General features: G+C 65.2%; 16 protein-coding genes and 1 tRNA gene. 9 read left to right on the plus strand and 8 right to left on the minus strand.

What is annotated here, in order from left to right:
* Window positions 1-12: 12 nt before the first annotated feature.
* The gene (locus ACFLIT_RS08535) at window positions 13-453 is read right to left on the minus strand and encodes a MarR family winged helix-turn-helix transcriptional regulator (RefSeq protein WP_479910797.1); all 441 of its coding nucleotides are present in this window, start codon (window positions 451-453) and stop codon (window positions 13-15) included.
* A gap of 122 nt (window positions 454-575) precedes the next feature.
* On the opposite strand from ACFLIT_RS08535, the gene ACFLIT_RS08540 reads away from it, so the two are divergent.
* Both ACFLIT_RS08540 and ACFLIT_RS08545 read left to right on the plus strand, forming a co-directional pair.
* Window positions 576-1,001 (plus strand): organic hydroperoxide resistance protein, encoded by a 426-nt coding sequence (locus tag ACFLIT_RS08540; protein WP_479910798.1) that lies wholly within the window; start codon window positions 576-578, stop codon window positions 999-1,001.
* Between the two features lie 25 nt (window positions 1,002-1,026).
* Window positions 1,027-1,620 carry a DUF308 domain-containing protein gene (locus ACFLIT_RS08545; RefSeq protein WP_479910799.1) on the plus strand — a complete coding sequence of 198 codons (594 nt, stop codon included), beginning with the start codon at window positions 1,027-1,029 and terminating at the stop codon, window positions 1,618-1,620.
* A 14-nt stretch (window positions 1,621-1,634) separates the two neighbouring features.
* Here ACFLIT_RS08545 and ACFLIT_RS08550 read toward each other — a convergent pair whose 3' ends face one another.
* Genes ACFLIT_RS08550 through ACFLIT_RS08560 form a run of 3 tightly spaced genes read right to left on the minus strand, consistent with a single transcriptional unit; the run spans window position 1,635 to window position 3,658 of the window.
* Window positions 1,635-2,201 (minus strand): AAA family ATPase, encoded by a 567-nt coding sequence (locus ACFLIT_RS08550; RefSeq protein ID WP_479910800.1) that lies wholly within the window; start codon window positions 2,199-2,201, stop codon window positions 1,635-1,637.
* Between the two features lie 7 nt (window positions 2,202-2,208).
* Complete coding sequence (locus tag ACFLIT_RS08555) at window positions 2,209-2,625, minus strand: ASCH domain-containing protein (RefSeq protein WP_479910801.1); 417 nt, start codon at window positions 2,623-2,625, stop codon at window positions 2,209-2,211.
* Window positions 2,603-3,658 (minus strand): N-acetyltransferase, encoded by a 1,056-nt coding sequence (locus ACFLIT_RS08560; RefSeq protein ID WP_479910802.1) that lies wholly within the window; start codon window positions 3,656-3,658, stop codon window positions 2,603-2,605. Before ACFLIT_RS08560 ends, ACFLIT_RS08555 begins: the two co-directional genes overlap by 23 nt.
* Before the next feature lie 307 nt (window positions 3,659-3,965).
* Between ACFLIT_RS08560 and ACFLIT_RS08565 the strand changes: the two genes are divergently transcribed.
* The gene (locus tag ACFLIT_RS08565; RefSeq protein ID WP_479910803.1) at window positions 3,966-5,480 is read left to right on the plus strand and encodes an AlbA family DNA-binding domain-containing protein; all 1,515 of its coding nucleotides are present in this window, start codon (window positions 3,966-3,968) and stop codon (window positions 5,478-5,480) included.
* 71 nt (window positions 5,481-5,551) lie between these two features.
* A complete protein-coding gene (locus ACFLIT_RS08570) occupies window positions 5,552-6,508 on the plus strand; it encodes a hypothetical protein (protein ID WP_479910804.1) in 957 nt (318 codons plus the stop codon).
* A gap of 143 nt (window positions 6,509-6,651) precedes the next feature.
* Here the strand turns inward: ACFLIT_RS08570 and ACFLIT_RS08575 are convergent, their stop codons facing one another.
* Entirely contained in the window at window positions 6,652-7,734 is a 1,083-nt protein-coding gene (locus ACFLIT_RS08575) for a sugar phosphate isomerase/epimerase family protein (protein WP_479910805.1), read from the minus strand.
* A 195-nt stretch (window positions 7,735-7,929) separates the two neighbouring features.
* Here ACFLIT_RS08575 and ACFLIT_RS08580 point away from each other — a divergent pair, with 195 nt between their 5' ends.
* Both ACFLIT_RS08580 and ACFLIT_RS08585 read left to right on the plus strand, forming a co-directional pair.
* Window positions 7,930-9,048 carry an SMP-30/gluconolactonase/LRE family protein gene (locus tag ACFLIT_RS08580; protein WP_479910806.1) on the plus strand — a complete coding sequence of 373 codons (1,119 nt, stop codon included), beginning with the start codon at window positions 7,930-7,932 and terminating at the stop codon, window positions 9,046-9,048.
* A 57-nt stretch (window positions 9,049-9,105) separates the two neighbouring features.
* A tRNA-Arg gene (locus ACFLIT_RS08585) sits at window positions 9,106-9,182 on the plus strand.
* 168 nt (window positions 9,183-9,350) lie between these two features.
* Here ACFLIT_RS08585 and ACFLIT_RS08590 read toward each other — a convergent pair.
* Entirely contained in the window at window positions 9,351-12,023 is a 2,673-nt protein-coding gene (locus tag ACFLIT_RS08590) for a TonB-dependent receptor domain-containing protein (RefSeq protein WP_479910807.1), read from the minus strand.
* A gap of 459 nt (window positions 12,024-12,482) precedes the next feature.
* Between ACFLIT_RS08590 and ACFLIT_RS08595 the strand changes: the two genes are divergently transcribed.
* Window positions 12,483-13,190 carry a response regulator gene (locus ACFLIT_RS08595; protein WP_479911155.1) on the plus strand — a complete coding sequence of 236 codons (708 nt, stop codon included), beginning with the start codon at window positions 12,483-12,485 and terminating at the stop codon, window positions 13,188-13,190.
* A gap of 9 nt (window positions 13,191-13,199) precedes the next feature.
* Here ACFLIT_RS08595 and ACFLIT_RS08600 read toward each other — a convergent pair whose 3' ends face one another.
* Window positions 13,200-14,540: a sugar porter family MFS transporter gene (locus ACFLIT_RS08600; protein ID WP_479910808.1), complete on the minus strand. Its 1,341-nt coding sequence runs from the start codon at window positions 14,538-14,540 to the stop codon at window positions 13,200-13,202.
* Window positions 14,541-14,686: 146 nt separating this feature from the next.
* On the opposite strand from ACFLIT_RS08600, the gene ACFLIT_RS08605 reads away from it, so the two are divergent.
* The gene (locus ACFLIT_RS08605) at window positions 14,687-14,851 is read left to right on the plus strand and encodes a hypothetical protein (protein WP_479910809.1); all 165 of its coding nucleotides are present in this window, start codon (window positions 14,687-14,689) and stop codon (window positions 14,849-14,851) included.
* Between the two features lie 85 nt (window positions 14,852-14,936).
* Window positions 14,937-15,923 (plus strand): c-type cytochrome, encoded by a 987-nt coding sequence (locus ACFLIT_RS08610; protein ID WP_479910810.1) that lies wholly within the window; start codon window positions 14,937-14,939, stop codon window positions 15,921-15,923.
* A gap of 6 nt (window positions 15,924-15,929) precedes the next feature.
* Here the strand turns inward: ACFLIT_RS08610 and ACFLIT_RS08615 are convergent, their stop codons facing one another.
* On the minus strand, window positions 15,930-16,943 hold the full coding sequence (locus tag ACFLIT_RS08615; protein ID WP_479910811.1) for a ThuA domain-containing protein: 1,014 nt from the start codon (window positions 16,941-16,943) through the stop codon (window positions 15,930-15,932).
* Between the last annotated feature and the right edge of the window lie 38 nt (window positions 16,944-16,981).

The following is a 16,981-nucleotide window of genomic DNA, read 5'->3' on the forward strand; positions in this document are numbered from 1 at the left end:
AAAGCCGAGCCCCTACGCCCCCTCCGCCTGGGTCAGCGCCTCCCGCAGCCGCCGCACCTCACGGTTCAGCGCCATCAGCTCCGCCCCCTGCATGCCCGAGCGGGCGAACAGGGTCTCGCCCAGGCAGCGGCTCTCGTCCTTCAGCGCCCGCCCGCGCTCGGTCAGCGAAACCAACACCCGCCGTTCGTCGTCCGCCTGCCGCGCCCGCGTCACCAGCGACGCCGCCTCCAGCCGCTTCACCAGCGGGGTGATGGTGCTGGATTCCAGCGACAGCCGCTCGGCCAGCCCCCCCACCGTCCGCCCGTCCTCCTCCCACAGGGCGCTCAGCACCAGATACTGCGGATAGGTGATCCCCAGCCGGTCCAGCAGCGGCTTGTAGGTGCGGTTGATCGCCATGGACGTCGCATAGAGCGAGAAGCACAGCTGGTCTTCCAGGGTCAGGTCATGGCTCATGACCTCTCCTTAGCACGAAATCCTATATCGCGATAACAAATCGCTGGACACGCCGCCGCCCCGTCGCTAGACGGTCATTTATCGCGATAAGGAATATCGCTAAAAGCAACAAGGAGCGCCCCATGTCCGTCAATGTTCTCTACCGCACCCGCGCCACCGCCACCGGCGGCCGCGATGGCCACGCCCGGTCCGAGGACGGCCGCCTGGACGTCCAGCTGTCCACCCCGCGCGAACTCGGCGGCGCCGGCGGCGAAGGCGTCAATCCGGAGCAACTGTCCGCCGCCGGCTATTCCGCCTGCTTCCTCGGCGCGCTGAAGGTCGCCGCCCAGCAGGCCAAGGCCAAAATCCCCGCTGACGCCGCGATCACCGCCACCGTCGGCATCGGCCCGCGCTCGGAAGGCGGCTTCGGCATCACCGCCGATCTCGCCATCAGCCTGCCCGGCGTACCGCGTGACGAGGCCGAGGCCCTGGTCGCCGCCGCCCACCAGATCTGCCCCTACTCCAACGCCACGCGCGGCAACGTCGCCGTCGGCCTCACCGTCGCCTGACCCCAGCCGATCCGGAGCCACACCGATGTCCCGCCCCGCCAAAGCCGCCCGACCCACCCAAACTGCCCAGTCCGCCTGGCTGCGCAACTATTACGCCGTCCGCTTCGCCGTGGCCGCCCTCTGGGTGGCCGCCGCCTTCACCCTCGCCAAGGCCGCGCCCCCGCTCGCCGTCGTCATGCTGGTCGCCTACCCGCTGTGGGACGCCGCCGCCAACCTGGCCGACGCCCGCCGCAACGGCGGCCTGGCCGCCAACCGAACCCAGGCCATCAACGCCGCCATCAGCCTGCTCGCCGCCCTCGGCCTCGTCGCCGGCGCCGTGGCCGGCATGAACGCCATGCTCGCCGTCTTCGCCCTCTGGGCCCTGGTCGCCGGCCTGCTGCAACTGGCCACCGGCGTCCGCCGCTGGAAGACCTACGGCGCCCAGTGGGTGATGATCCTCAGCGGCGCCCAATCGGCCCTCGCCGGCCTGTTCTTCGCCAAGATGGCCGCCGGCCCCCAGGTCGACACCCTCACCACCGTCGCCCCTTACGCGGCTTTCGGGGCGGCGTACTTCCTGGTCTCGGCGTTGTGGCTTACGGCGCGGGGGGCGAAGTCGGTGAGGCCGCCGGCTATGGGGTGAGACTCTGACCCAACCTACTCACTAGGCAGCGTCGTTAGCCCCAGAACTGTCACGGCATACCGAACGAGTCCTTCAGCATCCTCGCTGTCGAAGGTTGCAAAGGGCGTTCCAAGAGCGACGGCATGCAATCTTGCGATCGTCAGCGCTCGGGCTTGATGTTGCGCTAGTTCCTCGATCGAACGGGCAGGGCGTACTCGTGCACTCCGGCTCCGCCTTTCCACAATGATGGTTGGATCCGCCGTTAGCATTGCAACGCCTGCGGGATGCAACGGCGTAAACGCCTCCAGGGGGATATCGACAAGCGTCCTATCGTTGTCGATGACGCTATGCGCATCCAAGATCACCGGCCGGTGTTCCACGCCGTAACGCGCCGCCGCCAATGCACTGGCCAAGACCCCTTGGTTTAAGGCTATCTGGCCTTGCTCGGCTGTTCTTAGGGCCTCCCCCGTATGAGCGAGAGCTGCTTTCAGCAAAGCGCTAGCTTGGAACGTCAGCACCTCAGGAAAGCGCGCTACAATCGCCTGCGCTGCGGTCGTCTTTCCTACCGCAGATATTCCGAAGAGGACGAGGAGCGGCGCCAAGGTAGCGTTAGATAAGTTGTAGTTGCTGAGGCCCTTCTAGAAGTGGGCCGTCTTGAACATACATGTACGACTGTGGCGGCGTGAACTTTTCCAGCACGGCTTCTGGCGAGATGGGCTCAGCGTACGGTCGTACCTCACCGATCTTCAAGGCATAAGCGATTTGCCGGCCTTCAAAGTACGCGTCGAAAAAGGCGCGGGAGATTCCGGAAAGCGCTGCGGTACGAATCCAAAGGTCGTCGGGCGCTTCTCCTAGGATGCCGTCGACGTCGAACTCGCCCACGATCTTCCCTACGGGCTTCGTCGCGTACACCACGACGGTCCGAATATCCCGATTGCCGTAGGGCCTGCGGCGGAACTCATAGCGCTTCGTGCCATCGAATATCCGCTCTACATACTCGGGCCTAATCGACAATAATACTTTCATTGACCTTGCCCATCTCCATCACCTTGTCGAACTCGGCATCGGTGAGCGGATAGAAATTGATGTACGCGCGCGGACTCTTTCCAAGCTCGTCGAGCAGCTTGCCCCGAGTCGTCCGCTTTCCGAATGCGGCATTGTACATCATACGGATCACGAAAAATGGCTTCCCTGACTTCCACCACTGCGACTCAAGTTCTTCGCGGTCAAACACGCTATGTGGTCGAGCATACTTGAGGAAATCTCCGAGATTGGAGAAGTCCTTACTCGGGCGAATTTCTTCAACCACGCATACAGAAGTAACGACGGATCGGTATTTTGCCGGTGCCTTCCCATCTGTACATCGGTACATTACTACGATATCGCCCGCCTTCATGCCACCGACGCGAGTGAAGGTGAGATAAACCTTATGTATGGAATTCGTGTGAGACAGGTCCTCCACAATAGAAGGATGTTCGTTGTCGAGAATTGAGTCAGGAAATAGGCGGGTGTGATACTCGGGATAAATTGCGAGCAAATGCTTCTTCCGGCCCTTCGTGTGAATGATCGGATAGTCACGACGAATGTCGCCGGTGACGTTGACGAGCGAGCGAACGAACACCAGTTCGGTCCCGTTCGGCGTCGTCTTTATGGAGTGCTGTATGAAGCCGTAACGCTTTAACAGGCGGATGAGCGGTGCGTGCACCTCGAAGACAGTGACGTAGATTTCTTCGACACCCTTCTCGATGGCGTTGTCGAAAACCTTTTTTACGAAACGCTCTCCGAGCTTAGACCCATGAGCAACAATCTTCAGTGTGCCGACCTTGAGGCGTTCGGCCGGAGGCAGCGGAGGGTCAACGTCAGTAACCGCGCCACTTTCCTTCTTCAGGTAGAGAAATCCCTGCAAAGCACCTGCAGCGTCCTCACTGACATAGACCGGCTCTTCAGCCTTGCTGGCAAACCACACCGGAAACTCTTCGTAAGCCGCCTTTAGGCTGTCGAAGAACGGATCGGAAAGGTCAACATCCTTGAACGTTGTCAGTTTCATTGCGCTAGGCATGGGGAATCTCGCCGACTCGCCAGAAAGCTAGACCTTAAAGCTCTTACATTTCGCTGATAAGTCGCAATCGTCCCAACAATCCCGCCTCGCGAGAAGGCCTTTCATGCGTTGCGACACTCGCCACCTTAATCCGTCACCTCAAACGTGCCCGCTTGCAGGCATAGACCAAGCAGACCAACGCGGGGGAAGTGGGCTCAAGAGCGACAGGCAGAGGGATGTCGACATTGAGCGGCAGCATTATTGCGCAGCGCGCCTTTACTGAACGAGGTAGTATGCGTGAAACCTCGCTCTAGACTCGGCTCGACAAATGGCAAAACGCGGCCTTCAAGATTGGGAAATCGGCCTCATCAAGCGGATGATGGAGGAAGACTACGCGCGCGACAAAATGCACGCCTACTTCAATCGGCCCGAGCGGACGCTGACCCCAGCTGCATTTAGTGAGATCAAGCTTGGCCGGTTCGGAGCCAATGTGCCTTCTGCCTCGGCCGGAGAACTAGCTCGCTTCGTCGAGGCCTTTAGCAAATCCCCCTCGGCCGCCGAAAGCGATCCGCTAGGTCCGGCCACGATGGCAAAGCTTCTCGCTACTGAGTCGGGGGCCCTACTGCTTGCCGAAAACGACCAGCTTGAGTTTAAGGCCTCATTCTCATTCGCCGACAACACCTTCTCGAAGATCGCACGCGCTATAGCCGCCCTTGCCAACCATCGTGGTGGCTACATTCTTTGCGGCATCGAAGACCGAACAGGTCGGGTCTTAGGCTTGTCGAGTCCAGAAGCATTTGATTGCGATCCAGCCCGGTGGACTCAAGTTATAAAAGGCTGCCTCATGCCAACACCCGCGTTCGAGCGCGTGACCGCGACGATCGACGGGAAAACAGTTGGCGTTATTTACGTGGATACAGCCGAAAACAAGCCAGTAATTGCCACCAAGACATTTGGCGACAAAATCAAGGACGGCGCAATTTACTTTCGATATCCCGGACAATCGACGTCGATTGGCTATGGCGAGATGGTAACGTTGCTCGCGCAGCGCGATCGGCATTCACAACGCGCTCTGCTCAACCACCTCAACATCTTTGCGGAACGATCCCCAGAAGATTTGGCGCTTATCGACTTGAAGGAGGGGCGGCTGGTCGATCCGACTAAACCCATCGCGCTTTCGTCGGACATGATCTCGCGCCTAAACCTCATCAAGCAAGGCGAGTTTGTAGAGAAAGAGGGCGCACCCGCGTTGCGTTTGATCGGCGACGCAAAGGCCACGATAGAAGTGGCTACGCCTGAGATCGTAAGGGGCTTCGTTAGCGATGGGGCGTTGATAAAGAATTTCGCCAAACGCCTGCCCGTGGCAGAGCCTGGTCAATACTTCCTCGCCGCCATAAATTCCTCTTCTGACTGGCTACCGATGTTTCGCTGGATGCGTGAAGCCAATATTTCGCAGGATCAAGCGGTCGCCCTGATTGAGAACGAGGGGCTGACGCCGGCAAAACGCCGCCGCGCCTTGGGCCGACTTAATGGCGAGCGGAGCGCATATGCTGTTGAGAACACGATCAGCTTGAGACTTCTGCGCGACCGCCTTCTCGCACTTGAAGTGCCGGAGATCACATCAGCCACCGATCTACGCCGCGTGATGTTAGCAGTCCGCGCAATCAAGACCGCCACATCTGATCAGCTAAACACGCTTTGGTCGACAGTTGAACGCGGCTTCGACTTCGCTTGGGATGCGTCAAACGGCGGCGATTTGCAGTCTTACGTGAAGGCAGCTGCGGCGAGAGTAGACGAGTTAGTGGCCGCAACACGCATGTCGGTCGCAACAAACGCAGCCTGACCGATACGTAGGGCCTCCAATGCCCCCCTACGTCCGTTCCCGACGCAGCGCCCCTCCACGCTGGTCTCTAGATGACCGTCGCCGCCCGCCCCTCTGACGCCCACGCCCCGGCCTCCGCCGACGGCACGCCGGTCGAGCGGCAGATGGCCATGTTCGAGCGGCTGTCCGAGATCTGCATGCAGGTGGTCGAGGCGACCGGCGAGCGGGTGCTGGCAGAGGCCGAGGCGGCGCGTTCAGCACGCGACCTGGCCGCGCGGGTGGTGGAGGTCGAGGATGCGGAGGCTGCGGAGCCCCTCCCCGCCGCCGCTGCCACCAGCTCCCCCACCACCGATCCCATCCTGGCCTTCACCCGCGCCACGCGGGCGGCGCGGCTGTCGCTCAGCCTGTGGCGGCGGGCCTGCCGCGAGAACGAGACCCAGGCCGCCGTCGCGGCGCGCGAGGCGCTGGAGGCGCGCCGCGCCGAAGCGGCGTCGCGTCAGGCGCGGGCCGGGCGGGTGGTCGAGCGCGTCGCCCACGATCATTTCGAAGCCGCCCTGCCGGGCGCGGAGCGCGACGCCGAGGCCATGGCGCGCGTGCGCGAAGCCTGCACGGAGGCCCGCGAGCGGCTCGCCGACGAGGATCTCTACGGCGATCTTTCAGCCGCGCCGCTCAGCGCCCTGGTCGCCCGCGTCTGCGCCGATGTCGGCCTCTCGCCCGACTGGCCGCGCCTGGCCGAGGAACACTGGGCCCTGGCCGAGATCGCCGAGGCGCCCGGCGGCTCCGCCCGCGATCTGGTGGTCGCCGCCCGCCTGGGGGCGCTGGCCGCCGCCGGCCCGGACCCGGCGAGCGCGCCCGGCCGGAACCACCCGCCGAGACTGCGCTCGGCCCGCTGGCGACGGCGTCATGAGCCGGTCGACGAGACCGCCCCGCCGCCCCAGACCCTGAAGGTGGTCTTCGTCGATCCGAACAACCCCGAGCCGGGGATGCAGTACGGCAAGCCGCCGCCGCGCCCGGACCGGCCGCCGAAGCTCAACGTCGATTGGCGGTGAATAATAAGAACCCCTCCCCCTCGAAGGGGGAGGGGCAGGGGTGGGGGTGCATGCTGAGTCTGGATTCACGAGGAACGCGCGGTCTGAACCGCAGCGTCCCCCTCATCCCCAACCCTTCTCCCTCCAGGGGAGAAGGGAGCGCGTTACGCCCTCGGGAACGTCAAATTCTTCAGCCCCCACGCAATCGTGGCCCGGTGGTTGTTCTCCTCGGCCTTCATCTGGCCGGTCGGGTCGAGGTTGGAGACGGTCGGCAGCTTGGTCTGCTTGGCCTTCACCATGTCCATCCACCGGTCGCGCCGGGCCCGCATCTCGGCCGGGAACGAGCGGTAGTAGTCGTCCTTCAGCACCGGCACCTTCAGCGGATCGCGGGTGATCAGCTCCTCGGTCGCGTTGATCCTGGGGTTCACCTTGCGCATGATCTCGAACAGCGCCTTCTGGTCGGTGCAGCCGGTGCCGAACACCACTTCCGAGAGCAGGAAGCCGTCCTCATAGGGCGCCACGCCCATGTCCTTCAGCGAGGTCGCCTTCACCCAGGGGGCCAGCTTGGTCACCGTCTCCACCGGCTCTTCCATCAGGCTCATGTTGTTGCCCGGGTCGATCAGGGTGCCGAGGTATTCGCTGGAGGTGGTCTTCAGGAAGGCCACCGCGTCGTCCACCTGGCGATCCTTGTGGTTCTCCATGGCGATGGCGATCTTGTGCTTCTCGGCGATCGGCAGCACCTTCAGGATGATGGCGTTGGCCATCTTCTGCCACTCCTCGAACTGGGCGTAGGAGGTGAAGGTCTCGTAGCGGCGGCCGGTGCCGCCCGGCAGCGAGCGGCTGACGGCCCGCACGCAAGTGGCGCCCAGTTCCTTGGCGGCCAGCACCGAGGCTTCGAACGGCGCGGTGTCGGCGTCCAGCGTGGCCGGCAGGGCGGCGTTGCCCTCGTAATACATGCCCAGCTGGTCCAGCTTGGCGCGGATCTCCGGCAGGCGGGTGGTGAAGCCGGATTGGATGCCGCCGGCGCCCATGCTGCGGATGAACTCGATGTAGCGGATCGGGTCCTTGCCCAGGCCTTCGAACACGCCCGGCACGCCGCGGTTCAGCGCGCCCATGGCGGCGCCGCCGATGCCGATCGGGCTCTTGGGCGGCAGCGTCCCCTGGGCCAGCGCCTCGGCGAAGGCGCCCGAGAAGCCGAGGCCCGCGACGGCGACTCCGCCGATCATCAATTGCCGCCGAGTGGTCATGCGTCTCTCCCGTTTGGCCCGCCCGGGGCCTTGTCTTTCGCGCGCCTTGTCCGGTCGCGTCGTCCCGCGTCGTTCTTAAGCGACAAGCTGCACTCTGTATACGATTTCAGCTCTCACTTAGCGAAAAGCCCGCGATTGAGAGTCAGCGGGGCCGTGGGCATAGTGGGCGTAACGATGAGGGGGAAAACAAGCCCAATGAAGACGACCTTCGCCATGCTCGCCGCGGCCGCCCTGCTGGCCCCGCTGGCGGCTCAAGCCCAGGCTCCGGCCGCCGCGCCCGGCGCCGCCCCGACCACGCAGCCGCCGCGCCCGCCGGTGCCGCCCGGCCCGCCCACCTCCAACGGCTATTTCCCCGGCCTCGAGCGCCCGATCCCGGCCTCGCAGCCCAACGCCGTGATCCGCAACGATCCGGCCATGGACCAGATCATCGCCCCCGGCGTGCTGCCCGAGCTGGTGGCCACCGGCTTCAACTCCACCGAGGGCCCCCTGTGGTGGAAGGGCAAGATCACCGTCTCCGACCAGCGCGCCGGCCAGATCTATTCGATCGACGCCAACGGCCAGAAGTCGATTTTGGCCCAGAACACCGGCTGGGTTTACACCCCCACCGTCACCGTCAACCAGGGCCCCAACGGCCGCATCGCCGACAAGAACGGCGGCATGCTGGTGATGCGCCAGGGCGCGCGCGACATCGGCCGCATGGACGCCAGGGGCAAGTTCACCTCCTACCTCTCCAAGTATGAGGGCAAGCGGTTCAACAGCCCGAACGACATGGTCTACACCGACGACGGGACCCTGTTCTTCACCGACCCGGCCTACAGCCTGCCCGGCGGCCAGAAGGGTCCGAACGACGAGCTGCAGTTCGACGGCGTCTACAGCTACAAGAACGGCAAGCTGACGCTCATCGACGGCACGCTGATGCGGCCCAACGGCATCGGCCGCTCGCCGGACAACAAGACCCTCTACGTCTCCACCGCCTCGCCCAGCCCGCGCATCATCGCCTGGGACATCCAGCCGGACGGCACGGCGACCAACAAGCGCGACTTCTACAACTGGGTGCTGCCGCCCGGCACGCGCGGCGGGGTCGACGGCCTGAAGGTCGACAGCCAGGGCAACATCTGGGCGACCGGCCCGGGCGGCGTGAACGTGATCTCGCCCCAGGCCAAGAACCTAGGCGTCATCCAGAACGCCGGCCGCGGCGGCTCCAACGTCGCCTTCGGCGGCCCCGACAACCAGACCGTCTACATCACCGGCGGCACCAACCTCTACAAGATCGAGACCCTGGTGAAGGGCCAGAAGGCCACCTACAGCGAGTAAGTTTCTAAGACTGGCGCGGAGGCGGGGCTTCGGCTAGAACCCGCCTCCGCTTCCCACGCACCCGTAGCTCAGCTGGATAGAGCGTTGCCCTCCGAAGGCAAAGGTCACACGTTCGAATCGTGTCGGGTGCGCCACTTCCTCCCCTCCTGAAAATTCAAGACGACCGAAGCTGACGCCGCGCGCGTTCAGACTGGACGGCGCTCGTCTGTCGCGGACGCAAAAAAGGGCCGCCCCGGCACAGGGCGGCCCTAGTCATGCAGACGCGGAAAAAGGGGTAAACGCCTGCAAATACTGTCCCTGGCTTAGAACTTGCCGCGCAGGGTCAGGGTGTAGCTACGCGGATAGGGCGAAGCCCAGCTCGCGTTGTAGCCGTTGGCGTTGTCGAAGAAGGGCGGATCCTTGTCGAACAGGTTGTTGACCTGTCCTTGCAGGGTGATGCCCTTCATCAGGTTCGGGAACTCGTAGGCCAGCGACAGGTCGACGGTCTTGAACGCGTCCACCTTCTGGTTGGGAACGACCACCGAGTTCTGGTTCGTGTATTCGCCGGTGTAGTTGTAGAAGACGTTGGCCGTGATGTTGTTGTAGATCCACCCGGCGTTGAAACGCGCCTTCCACTCGACGACGTCGCTGGTGTTGAAGCGATCCTGGAACGGCTGGTTGGCCAGCACCTTCTGCTTGTACTGAAGCTGCTGGTTGGCGGTCACGCCGACGCGGAACTGCCCCAGGGTCTCGGTGCTGAACGAGTAGCTGATGTCGTAGTCGAGGCCTTCGTAGATCCGCGTGCCGAGGTTCACGGCCTCGGTGTGCGGCACGTAGTCGAAGTTATCGACCAGGATCGCGTTCGACGGCGGATACAGGCGCAGGATTTCCTGCATCCGTTCCGGCGTCGGGTAGAACTCGGCCAGGCCGGCGAAGGCGGGGTTGGTGATCAGGTCGCTGCCCGTAACCTTGAAGAACAGGTTCGAGTAATCGATGTAGTACCAGTTCACGCCGGCGCGCAGGCCGGGCAGGAACGCCGGGGTCCAGGTCACGCCCACCGACTTGGTCTTGGCCTCTTCCGGCGTCAGCAGGTTACCGCCTTGGCCCGAGAGGGTGTACTGGTTGATGTTGGTGAGCGTCGTGCCCTTGTACTGGCCGTACCCGATCACGTTGTTCGGGTTGGCGTTGTAGTTGGGCTGGCCGAACAGGCCGGTCAGCAGGCCGACGTTCGGGGCGTTGAAGTTGGTGCCGTACGACGCGTTGAAGCGCAGGTCCTCGATCGGCGACCAGACGATGCCGAACTTCGGGTTGAAGGTGCCTTCGTAGCGGTCGTAATAGTCGTAGCGACCCGAGATCGAGGCCGTCAGCTCGCGGACCAGCGGCAGGGCGTTGCCCGAGCCGACCAGCGGGATGTTGGCTTCGAAGAAGGCGGCCGAGACCTGCTGGCGCGGGTGGTCGTCGCGGACGACGGCGTTGTAGCCGGCGTTGGCGGCGCGCGAACCGGCGAGCTGCAGGGCGTTGGCCTGGGTGGCGCGGAACGAGGCGCCGACGGCCATGCGGACGGTGCCGCCCGGCAGTTCGAACAGCGGACCGTCAGCCTTGAACTGCAGTTCCTGCAGGCCCTGCTGACCCCAGTTGTACTGGCCGGTCTTGTTGTTGATCCGGGCCAGCGTGGCCGGGTTGTTGTTCGAGGCGTCGCCGAAGATGTTGAACGCGGTGGCCGGGTTGGTGTCGGCCAGTGCGTCGCGCAGGTTGATCAGGTCCGGCTCGTTGCCCCAGTTGTAGTCGCGGGTCCGCGAGATCACCAGCGAGGCGGTGCCCTTCCATTCCGCGCCCAGGTCGATGTCCAGGCCCGAGACGAAGGTGGTGGCCGTGGCGCTGCCGCCCGAGACGAACTGTCCCGGGAAGAACGGAATGCCGCTGCGGTTGACGAACACCGAGTCGATGGCGCCCGACTGCAGCTGGTTCCAGAGCGCCGGCGGCGTGTTGGCCTGGGTCAGGAACGGGTTGGATTCGGGCACAGCGATGTTGAGGGCGAAGGCGCCGCCGAGCGAGCGGCCTTCGAAGTGGCTGTAGTTCAGCTCACCCCAGACCTTCACGTTGTCGGTCAGCTGGTGCTCGATCGTGCCCAGGAAGGCGTGACGCTCACCGTCGCTGATGATCGTGCTGGGCGCGAGGACGCCGCAACGCTGATCGACGGTCGCGGTGCTGTAGGCCGGGCCGGCGCCGTAGGTCGGACCGGTGACGGCGTTGGTCGTCGGACTGATCGCCCGATAGGTCGGCGTCAGGCAGGTGGTGCCGCGGTTGTCACGACCGCCGCGCGAGCGCTGGTCGCCGCCGAGGGCCAGGTACGGGATTTCCGTGTTCAGCGGCGACTTGTTGGTCGAGTAGTCGTAGGCGAGCATGAAGCCGCCGCCGTCCCAGGTCTTGCCGCCGATGAGGCCGAGGTTCTGGCGCTGATAGCGGGTTTCGCTGTCGAACGAGTGGGTGGCGGTGAATTCCATGCCGTCGAACGGCTTGCGGAAGATGAAGTTGACCACGCCGGCGGTGGCGTCCGAGCCGTAGATGGCCGAGGCGCCGTCGGCGATGATTTCCGTGCGCTGCACGGCGATCGGCGGAACCGACGACGGGTCGGGGAAGGAGCCTTCCGTGCCGGTGGCGGCCACGCGGTGACCGTTGATCAAGGTCAGGGTGGCGTAGATGCCGACGTTGTGGATGTTGGCCAGGTAGCCCTGGGTGCGGAAGCGGTTCGGGGTCGACTGTTCGGCGTTGGTGCCGAAGTTGCCGAGGGTCGGCACGGTCGCCAGCAGATCCTTGACGTTGGTCGGAGCGACCGCGTTGATCTGGTCGCGCGTCACGCCGATCAGCTGCGAGCCCACCGGAGCCACGCCGCGGATCGACGAACCGGTGACCACCACTTCTTCAACGGCGCTGCTGTCCTGCGCGAAGGCCTGGCTGCCCGCCGCGAGCGCGGCGAACGCCACGCCGGAGGCCATCAAGGCCTTCAGTGAGGTTGAAGTCTTTACTCTCGAAGTCATCGGACTGAGCACTCCCCTATTGTTCGCGGCGCCCCAACGACGCCGTCGATTGTCGTCCGGCGGACACTCGACGCGCCGCTCCATGTGTAAGGAGCGACACGGCTTGCGGCCGCAATGATGAGGAACTTGCGTTCCCTCCCGACGGCGTTTTCGCCGTTTATTGCGAGATGTCCCGTGAGTGGGAGACCTCTTAGGCGCAGCATCTGCACGATGACCACGAGGGAGTCTAGTTTCAACAATGCAACAGTCGACCAAAAACAGGCATTTGTAACGACACAGTCACGGAAACACTTTGATACAATCCCGACACTGACTATCCACGCGCCTGATATGTACTGTATTTAAGGCACCAAAACTCGACATATTCTACAGCGACACGTTACCGTAACGCCGATCTTCAGAGGGGTTCAGGTGACGATGACCGAGCGCAAGCGGCAAATACTGGTCGTGGACAACGACCTGAAGCTGCGGGCGGACATCCTGGAGCATCTGGCCGCCGCGGGTTTCGCCGTGTTCGGCGCCCGGGACGGCGCATCGATGGACAGCTGCCTCGAGCGCGAGGCCATCGACCTGATCGTGCTCGACCTGACCCTGCCCGGCGAACACGGCCTCTCCATCTGCCGCCGCCTGTGCAGCCAGGTGGGACCCGCGGTGATCATCGTCAGCGCCATGGCGGAGGAGCCCGACCGCGTGCGAGGCCTGGAGCTCGGGGCCGACGACTACCTCCCCAAGCCGTTCACCCATCGCGAGCTGCTGGCGCGCGTGCGCGCGATCCTGCGCCGCAAGGGGGGCTCGGCGGGCGGCGACCAATCCGCGCCGTTCGCCTTCGCAGGCTTCAGCTACGACCCCGTGCACCGCCACCTGAAGGCGCCCAGCGGCCCCAGGATCCCGCTGACCACGGCGGAATCGACCTTGCTGGTCACCCTGCTGCTGAACCCCCGCCGCATCATGCTGCGGGAGGAACTGCCGTGGTCAGGGCAACCGGATTCGGCCAACGGCACGCGGGCGATCGACGCCCAGGTCAGCCGGCTGCGGCGCAAGCTGAAAACCCACGGCGGCGGACGGCTCATCGGCACTCAACGCGGCATGGGCTACCAGCTGAACTGCGATGTAATGCGGGCTTAAGCGGCCCCGTTAGGCCGCCTTGGCGGCTCGCCCCGCCAGCCGAGCCTGCACCTCTTCCAGCGAGCAGCCGCGGGTTTCGACCACCTGGGTCACCACCCACACGAGCTGGATGGCCATCATCACCGCGAAGAAGCCGAACACCTGGGCCGGGGCGAACCGGGCGACCAGGATCGGGAACAGGGTGGTGAGGATCGCCGCCAGCACCCAGTGTGTCGAACTACCGAGGGCCTGGCCAAAGGCGCGCTGACGGGTCGGGAAGATTTCCGAGATATAGACCCAGATCACCGCCCCCTGCCCCACCGCGTGGGCCGCGATGAAGGCGAAGATGCAGGTCGGAACAATGGCGTAGTTCCCGCTGGCGAAGGCCCAGGTCGCCCCGCCGAGCGAGACGATGTAGCCGAGGCAACCGATGAACAGCAGGGTGCGCCGCCCCACCCGGTCGATCATCCACAGGCCGACGAAGGTGAAGACGAGGTTGGTCACGCCGATGCCCACCGATTGCAGCAGGGCGGCGTGGGCGCCGAGGCCGGTCATCTCGAAGATGCGCGGCGCGAAGTAGAGAATGGCGTTGATGCCGCTCACCTGATTGAACACGGCGATCAGGAAGGCCAGGGCCGTGGCCTTCTTCACCCCTGGGGTCCAGAACTCGCCCGTGTGGTTGACCGCCTGGCTGGCGGCCAGGATCTCGTCCGCCCGCGCTTCGATGACGTCGGGCGAGGCCTCGGGATCGATCCTGGCCAGGACGTCGGCCGCCTCGGCCTTGCTGTTCCTGCGCACCAGCAGCCAGCGCGGGCTTTCGGGGATGAACAGGCAGAGGATCGCGTAGAGGATCGCCGGCGCCGCCATCACGCCCAGCATCAGCCGCCAGGCCTGCTCGCCGAAGCCCGAGAGCAGGGAGTTCGAGAGGAAGGCGATCAGGATGCCGAGCACGATGTTGAACTGGAAGAGCCCGGTCAGCCGGCCGCGGGACGCCGCCGGGGCGATCTCCGAAATGTAGAGCGGGGCGGCCACGGTCGAGACGCCGATGCCGAAGCCGCCGAGGGCGCGGGCGATGCTGAACGAGACGACATCCTGCGCCAGGGCCGACCACAGGGCGCCGACCACATAGAGCAGGCCGATCAGTTGCAGGGTCCGCTTGCGGCCGATCGCGTCGGCCGGAACGCCGCCGCACATGGCGCCGACGACGGTGCCGTAGAGCGCCGCGCTGACCGCCATGCCGTGCTCGGCCGGGCTGAGGCCCCATAGGCTCTGGATCGTCTGCTCGGCGCCGGAGATCACCACCGTGTCGAAGCCGAACAGGAAGCCAGCCAGGCCCGAGGTGGCGGACCACAGAATAAGATTGCGCTGCATCAGGCCCCTCCCCAGGACACCTCGCCGCCCGTTGACCTCGGGACTTGGCTCTGCGGAGATATCAGCAGGTCCGTGGACATTGCGCCACAGCTTGCGGAACCGAGTTATTTCCCACACCGTTAGTAGGAATTGAACGGGAGGCCCTCATGGACAACGCTCAAGACCTCATCGCGCAGGCCGAACACGCCGAGCGCCAGATCGACGGCTGCGATCGTCAGGACGAACGCGAGGCGCTGGAGACCTTGGCGGCGGAGCTTCGCGCCCGCGCCGTCGCGCTCGACAGCTACCTGCCCCTGGCGCGGGCCCACTAGCATTTCGCGGCGAGACGACTTCTTCGCCGCGCGAAAACCTGACAAGCTTCCTCCCAAGGCGCATCAGACGCCGTGGGAGGATACGATGGATCGCAAGCACGTCGCCGTGACGCGCCGCCTGTTGCCCGGCGTCCTGGCGCTGGCCCTGTGCGGAGTCGCCATGGCCCAGGCCGACGACACGCCAACCTGGGCCTATCCGGTCACGCCGCCGTCGACGACGCCGCGCGTGAGGCCAGACCCCGCCGAGGTGCTGCGGGTGCCGGGGATCGAAAAGACCTTCACCCGCAGCCAGTTCGACGGCCTTTACTGGGTGCCGGACTGGCGGCCCGAGGACCATATCCCCGCTCCGGAGAGCGTGCTTCGCGGCCGTAAGCCCGAGGTCGGCGCCTGTGGTTACTGCCACCTGGCGACCGGCGACGGCCGGGTCGAGAACGCCGGCGTCTCGGGCCTGTCGAAGGCCTACATCATCGAGCAGGTCCGCCAGTTCCGCGATGGAGCGCGAGGCAGCAGCGTGGCGGGGCGCGGCCCGACGCGGGACATGATCCGGGTGGCCAAGGGCGTGAGCGACGCGGACCTCGAGGCCGCCGCCGAATACTTCGCCCGCCAGCCGCACCGGGGCTACTACAAGGTCGTCGAGAGCAAGACCGCGCCCAAGACCCACATCACCGGCAACACCTATATCCGCGACGCCGAGGGCGGGACCGAACCGCTCGGCCGCCGGATCATCGAGACGCCGGACGACACCGCCCGCTTCGAGGTGCGAGATCCGCGCGCCACCTACACCGCCTATGTGCCGGTCGGCAGCCTCGGCCAGGGAAAGAAGCTGGCGCACAATTGGGGACCGGAGAAGTCCCTGGCCTGCGTCACCTGCCACGGCCCGCAGCTGCGCGGCGTCGGCGACGCGCCGCCGCTGGCCGGGCGTTCGCCATCCTACATCGTGCGTGAGCTGGCCGATTTCCGCGACGGCGCGCGGAGCGGGCCGACGGCGGCGCCCATGGCCCAGGTGACCCAGGGCATGAAGAACGACGAGATGATCGCCGTGGCGGCCTATATCGGCTCGCTCAAGCCCTGAAGCGGCCTACTGGCAGAAGGGTTCTACGCCCATCACCGACTTGACGCCGCCGGTGATCATCTTCTGAAACTCGGCCGCGCCGGCGAAGGAGCCGTCGGTGGTGAACAGCCTGGCGTCATGGCCGAGCGTCGTCAGCCAGGCCTTGCCGCCGTCGTAGTACTGGCACCAGGCCACGGGATGGAAGTCGCCGTGGCCCGGGCTGCGGCCGACCACCGACGGCAGGCGCGACGGCGGCGGCACGGTTGCGCCAGGGGTGGGCGTTCCTTCGCGAGGCCCGGCGGCCGGACGCTCCACCGCGCCGAAAGTCCTTTCATCGACCGTCGCCAGGAACCGCACCTTCGTGGGGAACGGCACGAGGTTGTACCACTCGTCCTTCAGCTTCCAGCGCGTGGGCAACCCCTTGGTCGAGGCGTCCTTGGCGTCGACGATGACCACCTCGCCGTCGCGCTGCGGGTCGTGGTCGTAGAAGTTGGCCCCGCCGAGCAGGCCTTCGTAATAGGGCCAGTTGTACAGCGTGCCGAAGGCGTTGTGGATGCCGACGAAGCCGCCGCCGGCGCGGATGTACTGGCGCAACGCGGTCTTGGCCGTGTCGTCGAGGATGTCGCGCGAGGTCGAGAAGAAGACCACCGCGTTGTAGCCGCTGAAGCTGGTCAGCTGGGTGACGTCCTCGGTGTAGTCGATGGCCCAACCGTTGTCGGCGGCGAGCTTCAGCATGCCCTTCTGCACCACGTTGGCGTCGGTCAGCGGCGGGTTCATGCCCGGCGCGAGCACCGGCCCGAGGTTGGCGTGACGGCTGGCGCCGGTGCGCGTGTAAAGCAGGATGCGATACTGGCTGGTCTTGGCCCGCGGCCAGTCGTGATAGCAGCCGGGATCGGTTCCCCGACAGACGCCGTAGTCCATGTCTCCGAGGTTCTGGTTCATCGGCCCGCCGGGATTGCGGCTCTGGGCGGCGGCCGAACCGGCGACGGCGGCCAGGGCGGCGGCGGTGAGGACGGCGGCGATCGGCGGGACGGACTTCATGCGGGACTCCTGCGGGGACCCATCTAGCCCGCACAAGG

This window comes from Caulobacter sp. HJHS_5 (assembly GCF_056683955.1).

Coding starts and splice junctions, on each gene's coding strand:
- ACFLIT_RS08570 (WP_479910804.1), top strand. CDS start 5,552: ATGACCGTCGCCGCCCGCCCCTCTGACGCCCACGCCCCGGCCTCCGCC.
- ACFLIT_RS08545 (WP_479910799.1), top strand. CDS start 1,027: ATGTCCCGCCCCGCCAAAGCCGCCCGACCCACCCAAACTGCCCAGTCC.
- ACFLIT_RS08580 (WP_479910806.1), top strand. CDS start 7,930: ATGAAGACGACCTTCGCCATGCTCGCCGCGGCCGCCCTGCTGGCCCCG.
- ACFLIT_RS08560 (WP_479910802.1), bottom strand. CDS start 3,658: ATGCCTAGCGCAATGAAACTGACAACGTTCAAGGATGTTGACCTTTCC.
- ACFLIT_RS08565 (WP_479910803.1), top strand. CDS start 3,966: ATGGCAAAACGCGGCCTTCAAGATTGGGAAATCGGCCTCATCAAGCGG.
- ACFLIT_RS08610 (WP_479910810.1), top strand. CDS start 14,937: ATGGATCGCAAGCACGTCGCCGTGACGCGCCGCCTGTTGCCCGGCGTC.
- ACFLIT_RS08535 (WP_479910797.1), bottom strand. CDS start 453: ATGAGCCATGACCTGACCCTGGAAGACCAGCTGTGCTTCTCGCTCTAT.
- ACFLIT_RS08595 (WP_479911155.1), top strand. CDS start 12,483: ATGACCGAGCGCAAGCGGCAAATACTGGTCGTGGACAACGACCTGAAG.
- ACFLIT_RS08605 (WP_479910809.1), top strand. CDS start 14,687: ATGGACAACGCTCAAGACCTCATCGCGCAGGCCGAACACGCCGAGCGC.
- ACFLIT_RS08555 (WP_479910801.1), bottom strand. CDS start 2,625: ATGAAAGTATTATTGTCGATTAGGCCCGAGTATGTAGAGCGGATATTC.
- ACFLIT_RS08590 (WP_479910807.1), bottom strand. CDS start 12,023: ATGGCCTCCGGCGTGGCGTTCGCCGCGCTCGCGGCGGGCAGCCAGGCC.
- ACFLIT_RS08540 (WP_479910798.1), top strand. CDS start 576: ATGTCCGTCAATGTTCTCTACCGCACCCGCGCCACCGCCACCGGCGGC.
- ACFLIT_RS08600 (WP_479910808.1), bottom strand. CDS start 14,540: ATGCAGCGCAATCTTATTCTGTGGTCCGCCACCTCGGGCCTGGCTGGC.
- ACFLIT_RS08615 (WP_479910811.1), bottom strand. CDS start 16,943: ATGAAGTCCGTCCCGCCGATCGCCGCCGTCCTCACCGCCGCCGCCCTG.
- ACFLIT_RS08575 (WP_479910805.1), bottom strand. CDS start 7,734: ATGACCACTCGGCGGCAATTGATGATCGGCGGAGTCGCCGTCGCGGGC.